The 15,389-nt window shown below is 64.4% G+C and carries 10 protein-coding genes and 1 pseudogene; 3 read left to right on the top strand and 8 right to left on the bottom strand.

Annotated elements, in window-relative coordinates:
* Positions 1–6: 6 nt before the first annotated feature.
* From cysC to ACQ4W0_RS10540, 6 genes and pseudogenes are all read right to left on the bottom strand, one after another.
* Positions 7–516 (bottom strand): annotated as a pseudogene (gene cysC / locus ACQ4W0_RS10515) (adenylyl-sulfate kinase); the annotation flags it as partial.
* Between the two features lie 83 nt (positions 517–599).
* Positions 600–3,269, bottom strand: coding sequence for a molybdopterin-dependent oxidoreductase (locus ACQ4W0_RS10520; RefSeq protein WP_436576678.1), 2,670 nt, complete (start codon positions 3,267–3,269; stop codon positions 600–602).
* Between the two features lie 11 nt (positions 3,270–3,280).
* Complete coding sequence (locus tag ACQ4W0_RS10525) at positions 3,281–4,519, bottom strand: NAD(P)/FAD-dependent oxidoreductase (RefSeq protein ID WP_436576679.1); 1,239 nt, start codon at positions 4,517–4,519, stop codon at positions 3,281–3,283.
* Positions 4,516–4,869 (bottom strand): nitrite reductase small subunit NirD, encoded by a 354-nt coding sequence (nirD, locus tag ACQ4W0_RS10530; protein ID WP_436576987.1) that lies wholly within the window; start codon positions 4,867–4,869, stop codon positions 4,516–4,518. Before nirD ends, ACQ4W0_RS10525 begins: the two co-directional genes overlap by 4 nt.
* Positions 4,870–4,881: 12 nt before the next feature.
* Complete coding sequence (gene nirB / locus ACQ4W0_RS10535) at positions 4,882–7,434, bottom strand: nitrite reductase large subunit NirB (RefSeq protein WP_436576680.1); 2,553 nt, start codon at positions 7,432–7,434, stop codon at positions 4,882–4,884.
* A 10-nt stretch (positions 7,435–7,444) separates the two neighbouring features.
* On the bottom strand, positions 7,445–8,752 hold the full coding sequence (locus tag ACQ4W0_RS10540; RefSeq protein ID WP_436576681.1) for an MFS transporter: 1,308 nt from the start codon (positions 8,750–8,752) through the stop codon (positions 7,445–7,447).
* A 333-nt stretch (positions 8,753–9,085) separates the two neighbouring features.
* On the opposite strand from ACQ4W0_RS10540, the gene ACQ4W0_RS10545 reads away from it, so the two are divergent.
* Positions 9,086–10,795 (top strand): CehA/McbA family metallohydrolase domain-containing protein, encoded by a 1,710-nt coding sequence (locus tag ACQ4W0_RS10545; protein ID WP_436576682.1) that lies wholly within the window; start codon positions 9,086–9,088, stop codon positions 10,793–10,795.
* A 7-nt stretch (positions 10,796–10,802) separates the two neighbouring features.
* Here ACQ4W0_RS10545 and ACQ4W0_RS10550 read toward each other — a convergent pair whose 3' ends face one another.
* Positions 10,803–11,744, bottom strand: a complete 942-nt coding sequence (locus tag ACQ4W0_RS10550) for a LysR family transcriptional regulator (RefSeq protein WP_436576683.1) — start codon at positions 11,742–11,744, stop codon at positions 10,803–10,805.
* Positions 11,745–11,889: 145 nt separating this feature from the next.
* Here ACQ4W0_RS10550 and ACQ4W0_RS10555 point away from each other — a divergent pair, with 145 nt between their 5' ends.
* Together ACQ4W0_RS10555 and ACQ4W0_RS10560 are read left to right on the top strand one after the other, a co-directional pair.
* Positions 11,890–12,285, top strand: a complete 396-nt coding sequence (locus ACQ4W0_RS10555) for a RidA family protein (RefSeq protein ID WP_436576988.1) — start codon at positions 11,890–11,892, stop codon at positions 12,283–12,285.
* Between the two features lie 213 nt (positions 12,286–12,498).
* Entirely contained in the window at positions 12,499–14,610 is a 2,112-nt protein-coding gene (locus tag ACQ4W0_RS10560; protein ID WP_436576684.1) for a prolyl oligopeptidase family serine peptidase, read from the top strand.
* 61 nt (positions 14,611–14,671) lie between these two features.
* On the opposite strand, the gene ACQ4W0_RS10565 is transcribed toward ACQ4W0_RS10560, so the two are convergent.
* Entirely contained in the window at positions 14,672–15,295 is a 624-nt protein-coding gene (locus tag ACQ4W0_RS10565) for a glutathione S-transferase family protein (protein ID WP_436576685.1), read from the bottom strand.
* Positions 15,296–15,389 lie beyond the last annotated feature (94 nt).

The raw sequence follows: 15,389 nt of genomic DNA on the forward strand, positions 1-15,389 counted from the left end.
ACCTCATCACAGCCGCTGCTGCAAATGCCGGCACAGACGCTCGACCGATTCTTCCAGCGCCAGCACCTGGGTGTCGAGGCTCAGCGCAGGCGACAGCGGTGCTTCGTAGGGAGCGGAAACGCCCGTAAATTGCGCAAGCTGCCCCGCGCGCGCCTTTTCATACAGGCCCTTGGGATCGCGCGCCTCGCACACGGCCAGCGGCGTGCTGACGTGGACTTCAATGAAATGCTCGGCGCCGATGATGTCGGCGGCCATGGCCCGGTCGGCGCGGTACGGTGAAATGAAGGCGGCGATGACGATCAGGCCCGCGGCGTTCATCAGGCGCGCCACTTCGGCCGTGCGGCGGATGTTTTCATGCCGGTCTTCCGGCGTAAAAGCCAGGTCGCGGTTCAAGCCATGGCGCAACTGGTCGCCGTCGAGCAGCGCCACGGCGCGGCCCTGCGCCTTGAGCGCCTGCGCCAGCGCCAGCGCAACGGTAGTCTTGCCGGCGCCGCTCAAGCCCGTCAACCATACCGTGGGGTGTTGTGCTGCTGTCATCACACTGCCTCTCTGTTATAGAGCTGGCAATATAACAAAGCCGTGCCGGAAAGGACAGATTTTCAGGCCGCGCTGCGCGCCTCAAACAGCAACTGTCGTATCTCGGGCACGCAGGAGCCGCAATTGCCGCCCGCCTTGACGCAGGCCGTCACCTGCGCCGTCGTCGTCAGTTTCTGTTCCTGGATTGCCGCGCAAATGGTATTGCGCCCCACGCCAAAGCACGAACACACGGTGGGACCGGCGTCGACGCCCTTGCCGATCGGCTGGCCCAGCAGCACGCCGGCGCGGTCCGCCGCGTCCATTTGCGCATGCGCAAACAGGCTGGCCAGCCAGCTGCGTGACGGCAGGTCGGGACGGGGCGAGACATACACGCATTGTGCGATGCGCCCCTGGTCCAGGTGCACGGCGCGGTACACGCCGGCGCTGGCGTCAAGGTAATCGAGCCAGTCGGCCTCTTCCCCTTGAACGCCGAGCAGCGTGCGCGCCCAGGCGCCCAGGTCCCTGATGCGCTGGCGGCCCGCCAGCTCGTAGCGCAGGAACTGCTCGCCCTGGATGCGCGTCCAGTGCGCCACGCCATCCAGATTCAAGGGCGTGCGGCTCAGGACAAACGCATGCCAGTGCACGCGGAACTGCTCGATGCGCACGGGCGTGTGCTTGAATTCGGGCTCGCCCGAGACAGGATCGACGACCGGATTGACGACGGCGCCCACGCGCGCGTCGGAGGCATTCGCGTCGCTCCAGTGTATCGGTACGAAGACCTGGCCACGCGCGATGCCGCCGCCATGCACGACGCGCGCCACCATCGCGCCCCAGGCGCTGGAAACGCGCGCCAGCTCGCCTTCGCGCACACTGTACAGCAGCGCATCCTGCGGGTGAATGTCGATGAACGCTTCGGCGACATGGCCCGACAGTTTGGCTGCCTTGCCCGTGCGCGTCATCGTGTGCCACTGGTCGCGCACCCTGCCCGTGTTCAAGATCAGCGGATAATCTTCGTCGGGCGCGTTGCGCGGCGCGCGCGGCGCCGTGGGCACGAAACGCGCGCGGCCATCCGCATGCGCAAAGCGGCCGTCGCCGAACAGGCGTGCCCGGCCCTGCGGCCACTGCTGCGGCGCCAGGGCGTCGTATTGCGCCGCATCCAGCTTGTCCAGGCCCGCCAGGTTGAACAAACGCGCCTGCTCGCCCACATTGCGGAAGGTGGACAGGCGCGCGTGCTCGTCGAAGATGGCTTGCGGCGACGTGAAATCAAAACCGGCATAACCCATGCGCCGCGCCACGTCGCACAGCACATCCCAATCGGCGCGCGCCGCGCCAGGCGCCGGCAAGAAGGCGCGCTGGCGCGAAATACGCCGCTCGGAATTGCTCACCGTGCCATCTTTCTCGCCCCAGCCCAGCGCCGGCAGCAGCACGTCGGCATGCGCGTTCGTATCCGATGCGGCGCTGATGTCCGACACCACCACCAGCTCGCACTTGCCCAGCGCGCGGCGCACCTGGTCGGCGTCCGGCATGCTGACCAGCGGATTGGTGGCGATGATCCACACGGCCTTGACCTTGCCCGCTTCGATCGCGTGGAACAGTTCCACGGCCTTCAAGCCAGGTTGGCTGGCGATGCGGGGAGCATCCCAAAACGTCTGCACGGTGTCGCGGTGCAGCGGGTTATCCAGCTCCAGGTGCGCCGCCAGCATGTTGGCCAGGCCGCCCACTTCACGTCCGCCCATGGCGTTCGGCTGGCCCGTGAGGGAAAACGGCCCCATGCCGGGCTGGCCGATGCGCCCCGTTGCAAGGTGGCAGTTGATGATGCTATTGACCTTGTCCGTGCCGCTCGATGATTGGTTCACGCCCTGCGAAAACGCCGTGACGACCTTGCGCGTGGCGGCAAATGCCTGGTAAAACGCCAGCAAGGCGTGCGCATCGACCTTGCAGATTTTCGCCACCTGCAGCGGATCGCCGCAGTCCACATGGGCGGCCGCCAGCGCCTCGTCGAGTCCCGAACTGTGGCGCGTGACGAAATCGCCGGCGATCACGCCTTCCTTCGCCAGATGGCACAGCAAGCCGTTGAACAGCCACACGTCGGTGCCCGGTTTGACGGGCAAGTGCAGGTCGGCCAGCTCGCAGGTGGCGGTGCGGCGCGGGTCGATCACCACCAGTTTGACTTCGGGCCGGCTTTCCCTGATGCGCGCGATGCGCTGGAACAGGATGGGGTGGCACCAGGCCGTGTTCGAACCGACCAATACGATCATGTCGGCCAGTTCCAGGTCTTCATAGCAGCCCGGCACGATATCCTCGCCAAACGCGCGCTTGTGGCCCGCCACGGCAGACGACATGCACAGGCGCGAATTGGTGTCGATATTCGCGCTGCCCACATAGCCCTTCATGAATTTATTGGCGATGTAATAGTCTTCCGTCAGCAGCTGGCCCGAGACATACAGGGCCACGGCGTCGGGGCCGTGTTCATCGATGATGGCGCGCAAGCCGCCAGCCACCTTGTCCAGCGCCAGGTCCCATGAAGCCGGCTGCAAGACGCCGTCGACGCGCACCTGCGGCTGCAGCAGGCGATTCTCGGGCCCCAGTGTATCGCCCAGCGCCGAGCCTTTTACGCACAGGCGCCCCAGGTTGGCCGGGTGGCTGCTATCGCCGGCGATGCGGATGGCGCCGTCGGGCAGGCGTGTCGCTTCCACGCCGCAGCCGACGCCGCAATACGGGCAAGTGGTTTTTACGGGCGTGCAGGTGGTCATGAGGTGTCCTATCAGGCGGCCTGGCCGCACAGAGCCCGGCCAAACAACAAGTGGGAGCGCAGCTTGCTGATATCGCGGCGCTGCTGGATCAGGTCGAAATACCAGGGACCGTCCTGCACGTCGCCATACAGCACGGCGCCGGCCAGGTGCTTGCCCTGCACTACCAGGCGCTTGTAGACGCCGCGGCGCGGATCGCGCAGCACCAGGTCTTCGCTGCCTTCGCCGCCGATGATGTCGCCGGCCGAATACAGATCGATGCCCGTCACTTTCAATTTGGTGGCGCTGGCCTGCTGCACGTAGCGCCGGTGCCCGGCGCCTGCCAGGTGCGCGCCGCAGACGCGCGCCTGTTCCCAGATGGGCGCCACCAGGCCGAAGGTGGCGCGCCGGTGCTGCACGCATTCGCCCACCGCATACACGCGCGGGTCATAGCTTTGCAGGCAGTCATCGACGACGATGGCCCGCTCGCAGTGCAGGCCGGCCGCCTGCGCCAGGGCGATGTTGGGGCGCACGCCGGCCGTCATTACCACCAGGTCAGCGGGAATGCTGCTGCCGTCAAGAAAACGCACGCCTTCCACCCTGTGCATTCCGGTGATTTCGCTGGTTTGCGCGTGCATCAGGAAACGCAGGCCGCGCGCTTCCAGCGCCGTTTTCAGCAGCATCGATGCGGGTGCGTCGAGCTGCTGGTTCATCAGGGCGCCGCTCATGTGCACCACGGTGACGTCCATGCCCTGGCGCTGCAAGCCGTTGGCCGCTTCCAGTCCCAGCAAGCCACCGCCGATGACCACCGCATGGCGGTGCGTGCGCGCCGCCTGCAGCATGGTGTCGACGTCGCTGATGTCGCGAAAGCCGATCACGCCGGGCAGCGCGTGGCCCGGCACGGGCACGATGAACGGCGTCGAACCGGTGGCCAGCAGCAGGCGGTCATAGCGCACCTCGATGCCGGACAGCGCCGCTACCTTCCGCGCCTTGCGGTCGATGCGCACCACGGGGTCGCCCGCGTGCAGGGTGATGCCGTTTTGCGCATACCAGTCGCGCGTGTGCAGCATGATGTCGTCCACCGTCTTTTCGCCGGCCAGCACGGGCGACAGCAAAATGCGGTTGTAATTGCCGTGCGGCTCGGCGCCGAACACGGTGATGTCGTACAAATCCGGGGCGAGTTTGAGCAATTCCTCGACCGTGCGCATGCCGGCCATGCCATTGCCGACCACCACCAGCGAGGGGCGAGCAGTTGCCTTGGCTGGCGGGTTCACAGGGCCACCCACACCATGTCCGCAAACACGCGCGCGGGCCAGGCGGCGACCGAGTTTTCAGGTGCTTCGATGCACTCGCCGGTGGCCAGGTCGAAGTGCTGCTTGTAGATGGGCGACGCGACGACGACGCGCTCGCCGATGCTGCCCACCAGCCCCCGCGACAGCACGGAAGCGCCCGCATTCGGGTCGACATTGTCGATGGCGTACACGCGCGGCGACGCATCGCCGACGCGGAATACGGCCACGTGGCGCCCATTCAGCAGCGCGCACACGCCCGTGTCGGGCACGATGTCCATCAGGGGGCAGATGGCCATCCAGTTGTCGGCGCTGGCGCCGGTCAGTTCATTCATCGCATTCATGGCTCAAGCCTCCACGGCAAGGATGGGGATCACGCTGCTGCGGCGTTCAACGGGCGTGGCGGGCCGGATCTGGCCCCGCTCTTCCACGAACACCACGTTTTCATCGCTTTTTTCGCTGTTGACGAAGTGGCGGAAACGCTGGCGCACGGCGGGGTTAGAGATGGCTTCCTGCCACTCGCAGGCATAGGTGTCGACCACGTGCTGCATGTCCGCTTCCAGCTCGTGGGCAATGCCCAGGCTGTCGTCGATGATGACGCGCTTGAGGTAATCGAGGCCCCCTTCCAGATTGTCGCGCCACACACTGGTGCGCTGCAGGCGGTCGGCCGTGCGCACGTAAAACATCAGGAAGCGGTCGACATAGCGCACCAGGGTGGCTTCATCGAGGTCAGATACGAGCAGTTCGGCGTGGCGCGGCTTCATGCCGCCATTGCCGCACACGTACAGATTCCAGCCTTTTTCCGTGGCGATCAGGCCGATATCCTTGCCCTGCGCCTCGGCGCACTCGCGCGTGCAGCCGGACACGCCGAACTTGATCTTGTGCGGCGTGCGCAAGCCCTTGTAGCGGTTTTCCAGCCGGATCGCAAAACCCACGCTGTCGGCCACGCCATAGCGGCACCAGGTGGAACCGACGCAAGATTTCACCGTGCGCAGCGATTTGCCGTAGGCGTGGCCCGACTCGAAACCGGCCGCAATCAGTTCTTCCCAGATGGCCGGCAATTGATCGACGCGCGCGCCGAACAGGTCGACCCGCTGGCCGCCCGTGATCTTGGTGTACAGGCCATATTTTTTCGCCACCATGCCCACGGCGATCAAGCCGTCGGCCGTCACTTCGCCACCCGGCATGCGGGGCACGACGGAATACGTGCCATCCTTCTGGATATTGCCAAGGAAATAATCGTTGCTGTCCTGCAGGCTGGCATGCACGGGCGACAGGACGAAATCGTTCCAGCAAGAAGCGAGGATATTCGCCGCCACGGGCTTGCACACGTCGCAACCGAGGCCCTGGCCATGCGCCGACAGCAGCGCGCCGAAGCTGCGGATCTTGCCTACGCGCACCAGGTGGTGCAATTCCTGGCGCGAGTACGCAAAATGCTCGCACACGTGATTGTTGACGGCCAGGCCCTGCTTCTGCATTTCCGCCTTCATGATCTGCGTCACCAGCGGCACGCAGCCGCCGCAGGCCGTGCCGGCCTTAGTGCAGCTTTTGAGCGCGGCTATGCTCGTGGCGCCATCGGCCACGGCCGCGCACAGCGCGCCTTTCGAGACGTCGTTGCAGGAGCAGATTTGCGCCGACTCAGGCAAGGCATCCACGCCCAGTCCCACCTTTTGCTGGCCGTCGGCCTGCGGCAGGATCAGGAATTCGGGGGATGCCGGCAGCTCGATTTTATTCAGCATCATTTGCAAGAGCGTGCCATATTCGCTGGCGTCGCCCACCATCACGCCGCCCAGCAGATATTTGCCGCAATCGGAAACGACGATCTTCTTGTAAATCTGCTTGCGCTCGTCCATGAACTGGTAGGAGCGGCTACCGGGAGCATTTCCGTGCGGGTCGCCCAGGCTGGCCACGTCCACGCCCATCAGTTTGAGCTTGGTGCTCATGTCGGCGCCCTTGAACGATGCTTCGCCCTCCTCCTGCCGCACGTGGCGCGCGCAAATGCGCGCCATTTCATAGCCGGGCGCCACCAGGCCAAAGGTCAGGCCGCCCCACAACGCGCATTCGCCTATCGCGTAGATGTCGGGATCGGAGGTGACGCAGCTGTCGTCGATGGCGATGCCGCCGCGCGGCCCCACGTCCAGGCCGCAGGCGCGCGCCAGCTCGTCACGGGGGCGGATGCCGGCCGAGAAGACGATCATGTCCGCTTCCAGGTGGCTGCCGTCGGCGAACTGCATGCGGTGCGTGGCCGCTACACCGTCGACAATGGCCAGGGTGTTCTTTTGCGTGTGCACGGTCACGCCCAGTTCCTCGATCTTGCGGCGCAGGACGCGCGCGCCGCCTTCATCGACTTGCACGGCCATCAGGCGCGGCGCGAATTCCACCACGTGAGTGTCCAACTTCAAATCGCGCAAGGCCTTCGCGCATTCGAGGCCCAAGAGTCCCCCGCCGATGACCACGCCCGTGGTGGACTTGGCGCCCCAGGCCAGCATGGCTTCCAGGTCTTCGATGGTGCGGTAGACGAAGCAGCCATCCCTCTCCTTGCCCGGCAGCGGCGGCACGAAGGGCGTGGAGCCGGTGGCGAACACCAGTTTGTCGTAGCTCAAGACTTCGCCCGTGCTGGCCGTGACGGTTTTCGCCACGCGGTCGATGCCGATGGCCCGCGCATTGAGTTTCAAGACGACGTTGCCCTTGTCGAAGAAACCGGGCGCCACCAGCGACAGGTCGTCCGCCGACTTACCGCTGAAAAATTCGGACAGGTGCACGCGGTCATAGGCGGGACGCGGCTCTTCGCACAGCACGGTGACATGCAGGTGCGGCGCATTTTCCAAGGCCAGACGTTCGAGGAATTTGTGCCCGACCATGCCATGGCCAAGGACGACGATATTCAAGGGGTGGTTCATGCTTGTCTCCTCAGGCCGCGGCCATGTTCGGTTCGGCCGCCAGCCCCGTGAAACGGGCGGCGATGGCGCACAGGGCCGAGATCACCACCAGCGCGCTCAGGATGATCAGGGTCTGGCGGATGTCGCCCGTACCCTTCATCAGGAAGCCGGCCGCGACGGCGCCCACATTGCCGCCCGCGCCGATGATGCCGGCCACGCCGCCCAGCGCCTTACTGTCGATGAAGGGCACCAGCGCATACGTGGCGCCGCAAGCCATGTGGGTGAACAGGCCGAAGACCAGCATGGCGATGACGGCATAGGTAACGCTGTCGACTTTCGCAAACCACAGCAGACCCACGCCTTCGCCTATCATCAGCATGAACAGCAGAGTCACGCGGCTGTTCAGGTTGCCGCGCAGGGCCAGTTTGTCGGACATCCAGCCGCCCAGGGCGCGGGCAAACAGGGCCAGCAAGCCGAAGCTGCCGGCGGCGAGACCCGCCGATTTCAGGGACAGGCCGAAATGGTCGACGTAGTACACGGCGGCGATGTTATGGATGAAAATTTCGATGCCGAAGCAGGCGCCGTAGGTGACGAACAGCAGCCACACGCGATAGTTGGAACTTGCCGCCTTGAAGCTGTCCCAGCCGCCGCTTTTGCCACCACCTTTGCCACCTTCGATGGCCGTGCCGGCAGCGCGCAAGTCCGAGTAATTTCCTTCAGGGCAATCCTGCGTATAGCGCCAGTACAGCACGGCCATCACCAGCATCAGCACGCCCGGCACCAGCAGGGCGATGCGCCAGCCCAGCGACTCGGACACGCCCAGCATGACTACAGCACCGAGCAGCAGCGGCATCAGCGCCTGCGCCGCGCCGCCACCCGCATTGCCCCAGCCGGCGGCAGCGGCATTCGCCGTTCCCACTACGCGGGGCGCGAACATCACGGAGGTGTGATATTGCGTAATGACAAAGCTGGCACCCACGGCGCCGATGCCCAGGCGGAAGAACAGAAAGCTTTCATAGCTTTGCGAGGCGGCCACGCCCAGCACGGGAATGGCGCCCAGCAGCAGCAAGCCCGTATACGTCTTCCGCGGGCCGTAGCGGTCGCACAATGGCCCCACGATCAGGCGCACGAGGATGGTGATGGCGACAGCTGCGATATTGATGTTTGCCACTTGTGCCAGGGAAAGACCGAACTCGCCCTTGATGACAGGCATCAGGGGCGCGCAGGCGAACCAGGCGAAGAAACACACGAAAAATGCCATCCACGTCAGGTGGAATGCCCGCATGGGCGGCGTGGCGAGGGAGAAGAGCGCGATGCGCGTTGCTTTTTGGCTGGCCATGATGGTTCCCGAAGTATCCCGAAAATAACAAAAATGCAAACAAAAACGGCGCCCGCCCCCGCCGATGAAAAATCAGCCAGAGCGGACGCCGTTGTCCATGTGGTCCGTCGTTGGACCGTTGTGCGTTTATTCAGGGGATCGCCGTTGATCCGTACCTTCTGTCTAGCAAGCGCCGTGCCAGCTTCCGTGAGGGGCCCACAGCGCCATTGACACCTGTTTTGCGCCAGATCATGGCCAATCACGGTGCAAGAGCGCCACTTGCTGGTGCATGCGGGAACCAGTACGTGGCAATTTTTGTCTAACTGCCATCTGAAGCAGTCGCGGGAGGCCACGATGGCCAAGACACTGCGGACATTGCGCCGCCGCTTGCGATCACCCTGTCCGCCATGGCTGGCTTGCGTGTGCGCCGGTGTGTTGCTCATTACGTGGAGCAACACTGCCGCCGCGCAAGAGCCGAAGGAACACAGCGAACTCGATGCCACCGTCGTCGCGCCCTTTCGCGCCGCGCGCGCTGACGGTGCCACGCAGGCACGGACGTTTCTTATCCACCTCGCCTATCCGGACGAGGGCCGCACCCATGCCGTGCGCTGGACATTGACACTGTCCAGCCCCGACCCGCAAGGCGCAGTGCTGCGGCGCTGGTCGGGCACGCAACAGCTGCGGGCCGGGGGCGTAAGCTTGGTCCTGCCCTGGGATGGCCGCGCCGACGCCCATGCGCGCGCGCGTCACGCGCTGGCGCCGGGCGGCCTGTACCAGCTGCGCCTGCTGGCCGTGGCGGACGCCGATACGCCGCAGGAGACGCAGGTGGAACAGCAATGGCCCATCCAGGTACTGCGGGGCCGCAGCACGGCACCCAGAGTGCCCGCCTTCCAGGCGGGACTGCAGCAACTGCGCAGCCGGGATGGCCAGCCCGACTACCGCATCGTCTACGCCAACCTGCACAGCCAGACGCGCCACAGCGACGGCGGCGCGGCGCTGGACGCTTGCCATGGCGCACAGGAACCGCAGACGGCGCCCTACGGCCCCATCGACGCCTATGTCTACGCGCAGCAACATGGGCTCGACGCCCTGCTGACCTCCGAGCACAACCATATGTATGACGGTTCGGACGGCACCAACAGTGCCGCCGTGCCGGCAGAAGCCAAGGCCCTGTACCAGACGGGCCTGGCCGAAGCGGCCGCCTATACAAACGCCCACCCGGGCTTCCTGGCCTTGTACGGCATGGAATGGGGCGTCATCAACAAGGGCGGCCATTTGAATATCTTCAATAGCGAGCAGTTGCTGGGCTGGGAAAGAAATGCCGGCGGCGAACTGCTGGCCGACCTGGAAACGCCGAAGGGCGATTACGTGGGCCTGTACGCGCTGATGCGCGAACGGGGCTGGATCGGGCAATTCAACCACCCGGCCTATGCAGGGCAGTTTCTCGTCGACGGCCAGTCGCTGGGCTACACGCCGGACGGCGACGCGGCCATGGTGCTGTGCGAAGTCATGAACACGTCCGCCTTTTCCACCAACGACCTGGAAACGGAGACGCGGCGCAGCAACTATGAAGCGGCTTGCAACCGGGCCTTGGCGGCCGGCTACCATGTGGCCTTCAGCAGCAACCAGGACAACCACTGCGCCAACTGGGGCGCGGCCTATGGCAACCGCACGGCCGTGCTGGTGGTCAGCCCGGCCGCCGGCATGCCCGTGTCACGCGAGAGTTTCCTGGAGGCACTGCGCGCGCGCCGCGTCTTCGCCACCATGGACAAGCATGCGCAACTGCTGTTGACGGCGAATGGCAAGTTGATGGGCGAACGCTTCGAGAACCGGGGACCGCTGCACCTGGCCACCCATTTCAGCAACAGCGCGGGGCGGCAAGCGGCCGCCGTCGCCATCTTCCACGGCGTGCCCGGCGGCAACGGGTCCGTCACACTAGTGTCGGACCAGGCCAGCATCATCGTCACACCCGCGTCCGGCCCCCATTTCTATTACGCGCGCCTGACGCAGGATGACGGCAATATCGTCTGGTCGGCGCCCGTGTGGATCAATCAGTTGCCGTGAAGGGAGCTCACCGTGGCGGCAAAAATTCCCGCGTGTGTGGCTGCAGCGGCGCATGCTGTGTCATCAATTCAACGACCCAGTCGATGAAGACCCGCAGTTTCTTGCTGACATGCCGGTTCGGCGGATATGCGAGATACAGCGGCATCGGCTCGATCCGCCATGCCGCGAATAGGGGCACCAGCGCGCCAGCCGCCACGTGCGCCCGGGCCATGTAGTCTGGCAGCCACAGCACGCCCAGGCCAGCCAGCCCCGCCGCCAGATAGGCATTGCCATCGTCAATCGACAGCACGTACTGCCCCGCTATCGTTACGCTCTTGTCGCCCTGCCGCATCACCGTGGAAAGACCGTTGCCGCCCCGCCCCCAGCGAAAGCGAACGATACGGTGCTGGGGGTCTTCCAGTTCATGCGGATGGCTGGGCGTGCCGACGCGCTGCAGATAAGCCGGCGCTGCGTACACGGCCAGCTGCAAGTCGCCGATCTTGCGCGCCATCAAGGACTGGTCGCGCATCTCGCCGCCACGAATGACGCAATCAACGTTGTCGCCAATCACATCGACCATGCGGTCGCTGGCGCCCATATCCAGCTGGATGTCCGGATAGCGCGCGTGAAATTGCGGCAGCGCCGGCACCAGCAGCATGCTGGCGAGCGGACTGGGCACATCCACCCGCAACTGGCCACTGGGTAGCGCCGCAGCGCCGGGCAAGCTCGTTTCAATCTCGTCCAGGCTGGCCAGCACGGGCACGATGCGTTCGTAATACTCGGCGCCATCGGCCGTGACATTGACCTTGCGCGTCGTACGGTTGAGCAACTTCAGGCGCAAACGGGCCTCCAGCTGCTGCACCAGCTGCGTCACGCTGGTGCGGCTCATGTGCAAGGTGTCTGCCGCTTTGGTAAAACTGCCCGTCTCGACCACCCGCACGAACGCCCGCATCGTATCCAACTTATCCATTGCTACCTCATCATACCTATTGTTTGGATTATACAAACAGTCTTGGGGTAGTTTGCCCCTTTATCTGCGCGCCGGCCGTGGATAAAGTTCTGTCCAGGCCGCCGTTGGGCGGCAACATCCAAGGAGCCATCCCATGCGTAATGCAATGACCACCCGCGACGTCGTCTTCCCACCTGGACGCCAGGCGCTGTATGAAAAAAACCGCTATTCGCCAGCCGTGCGGGCCAACGGCCTGCTGTTTGTCTCCGGCCAGGTGGGCAGCCGCGCAGACGGCTCGCCAGAGCCGGAACTGGAAGCGCAAGTCAGGCTGGCCTTTGACAACCTCAACGCCATCCTGCAGGCCGCCCATTGCACCTTCGACCACGTGGTCGACGTGACCATCTTCCTCGTCGAACCAGAAGCGACATTCCAGCGCATCTGGGACATTGTGCAGACGGAGTACTGGGGCGACGCACCCCACCCCGCCGTCACGGCCGTGGGGGTGACATGGCTCTACGGTTTCCAGTTTGAAATCAAGGTGGTGGCAAAGTTGCCAGCGTAGTACTTTCCAGCAAGCACGAAATTAAAGCCAGAAAACACCGTCAAATGCCACAAAAAATATGGCTAATAGAACTCGAATAAAATAATATATGAAAAACATACCAAACCTATACTAATCGCGCTGTCGCACTGGTTCCCCACAGCAATTCATGGCACGATGAATGCGCCGTTTTGCCTGCAACGCGGCCTCCATCGGACCAACCAGGAACCCTATATGTCGTCATATCGCACCTTTGCCAGCAGCATGCTGCTCGGCCTGGCCGCAGCGGGCATTGCCCATGCACAAGCACCTACGCCCGCCGCTTCCACTGCGCCGGCCGATCCCCACCTGTGGCTGGAAGAAGTCCTCGGCGACAAGCCGCTGGCCTGGGTCAAACAGCACAATGCCGTCACCACCAAGGAATTGGAAGCCCAGCCCGGCTTCTCCGCCCTGCAGGCGCGCCTGAAAACCATCCTCAATTCGAAGGAACGCATTCCCTACGTCAGCAAGGAAGGCGAGTTTTACTACAATTTCTGGCGCGACGCCCAGCATGTGCGCGGCATCTGGCGCCGCACCACCCTGGCGCAGTACCAGCTGGCCGAACCGACCTGGGAAACCGTCATCGACCTCGACCAACTGGCCGCCGGCGAGCATGAAAACTGGGTCTGGGGCGGCGCCTCCTGCCTGTATCCGAAGGGCGAACGCTGCCTCATTTCCCTGTCGCGCGGCGGCGGCGACGCCAAGGTGGTGCGCGAATACGACGTGGCGAAACGCGCCTTTGTCGACGGCGGCTTTACCCTGCCGGAAGCGAAGGGCAGCGCCAGCTGGATCGACCAGGACACCCTGTTCGTCTCCACCGATTTCGGCCCCGGCACCATGACCAGCTCCGGCTACCCGCGCATCATCAAGGAATGGCAGCGCGGCACGCCGCTGGCGCAGGCGCACACGCTGTACGAAGCCAAGGCCGACGACCTGAGCGCGGGCGCCTACAAGGACTTCACGCCCGGCCACGAACACCAGTTCATCGAGCGGCAAATCGATTTCTACAGCGGCGAAACCTTTTTGCGCGACGGCGCGAGCCTGACCAAAGTGCCGAAACCGGACGATGCCACCGTGTTTACCGTGCGTGATCAATTGATCATCACCCTGCGCTCGGACTGGAAAGTGAACGGCAATACCTACCTGCAAGGCTCCCTGCTGGCCACCGACTTCAAGGCCTTCATGCAAGGCAAGCAGGAGCTGGAAGTGCTGTACGCGCCCACGGCCACGTCTTCGCTGGACAATGTCACAGCGACGAAATCAACCATCCTCGTGACGACCCTGGACAAGGTGAAGAACCGCCTGACCGAACTGCGCCACGTGAACGGCAAGTGGCAGCGCCGCGCCGTCGATGCGCCGAAACTGGGCACCCTGGCCGTCAGCGCGCTCGATCCGGTCGACACGGACCAGTACTTCCTGACGGTGACGGACTTCCTCAACCCCACCACCCTGTACCTGGCCACGGCGCAAAGCGACAAGCGGACAAAAATCAAGTCGCTGCCAGCTTACTTCGACGCGGCGCCGTACAAGGTGGAGCAGTTCGAATCGACGTCGAAGGATGGCACCAGGGTGCCGTATTTCGCCATCATGGGCAAGAAGACGAAGTTCGACGGCAGCAACCCCACCGTGCTGTATGGCTATGGCGGCTTTGAAGTGTCGCTGAAACCCAGCTACAGCGGCACCACGGGCGTGGCGTGGCTGGAAAAGGGCGGCGTGTATGTACTGGCGAATATCCGCGGCGGCGGCGAATTCGGCCCCCACTGGCACCAGGCGGCGCTGAAGGAAAACCGCCAGCGCGCGTATGACGATTTCATCTCGGTGGCGCAGGATTTGATCAAGCGCAAGGTCACCAGTCCGCGCCACCTGGGCATCATGGGCGGCAGCAATGGCGGCCTGCTGACGGGCGCCGTGCTGGTGCAACGTCCCGACCTGTTCAACGCCGTCGTCAGCCAGGTGCCGCTGCTCGACATGCGCCGTTATAACAAGCTGCTGGCGGGCGCCTCGTGGATGGGAGAATACGGCGACCCGGACGTGCCGGAACAATGGGCCTACATCAGCAAGTACTCGCCGTACCAGAACGTCTTCAAGGATAAAAAATATCCGCGCGTGCTGTTTACCACCTCGACGCGCGACGACCGCGTCCACCCTGGCCATGCGCGCAAGATGGTCGCCAGGATGGAAGAGCAAGGCCACGACGTGCTGTACTGGGAAAACACGGAAGGCGGCCATGCGGGCGCCGCCAACAACGACCAGCAGGCGCTGATGTGGGCGCTGACCTACACCTTCCTGCTGGAGCAGCTGAAGTAAAGTGGTGGTGTCGGATTACGCGGCGTGGCCGCTAATCCGACCTGCGCTGCCGCAGCATTGCTTACTTCGCCTGCGCGCTGGGGCGTTCGGCGATGCGGTCGCGGTAGGCCTGCAAGTGCTGCAGCCCTTCCGCGCCCGGACGGTACTTCATCAAGCCGCGCGCAAATTCCAGCGCGCAGAAGGCCGTGATGTCGGCAATCGTAAACCGTTCGCCGGCGATATACGGCTGCTGCGCCAGCACCTGGTCCAGCCATTGCGCCGTTTCGCGCAGCTTGCCCGCCTGCGCCGTGGCGAAATCGGGAAACTGCGGGTTTTCCAGCGCCACCAGGGCCGGATGGCCATGGCGCACCCAGTTGGCGGCGGCACTGAACAAATGCAGTTCCACGCGGCGGTCGGCCATTTCAATGAAGGCGCGCTCCTCGAAACCTTCGCCCATCAGGTTAGGCTGCGGCTGCAAGCCTTCCAGGTAGGTGCAGATGGCGCGTGTCTCGGTCAGCACGCGCCCGTCCGCCAGCTCCAGCACGGGCACGCGGCCCAGCGGGTTTTTCGCCAGGAAGGCGGGATCGCGGTGCTGGCCCGCCATCAGGTCGAGCGCCACTTCCTCGATGCCGGTGATGCCCTTCTCGGCGATGAACATGGTGACGCGGCGGGGATTGGGCGTGCGGGGGCTGATAGTCAGTTTCATGTGCAGGTCTCGTCTCGTTGTAGTGGTGGATGGTGGTTGACAATCAGCTGCGGCACCAGCCTGTGGCAATGCAGTCAGGCACCCATCATACCAG

The organism is Janthinobacterium breve, assembly GCF_051380895.1.
GTDB lineage: Bacteria > Pseudomonadota > Gammaproteobacteria > Burkholderiales > Burkholderiaceae_D > Janthinobacterium.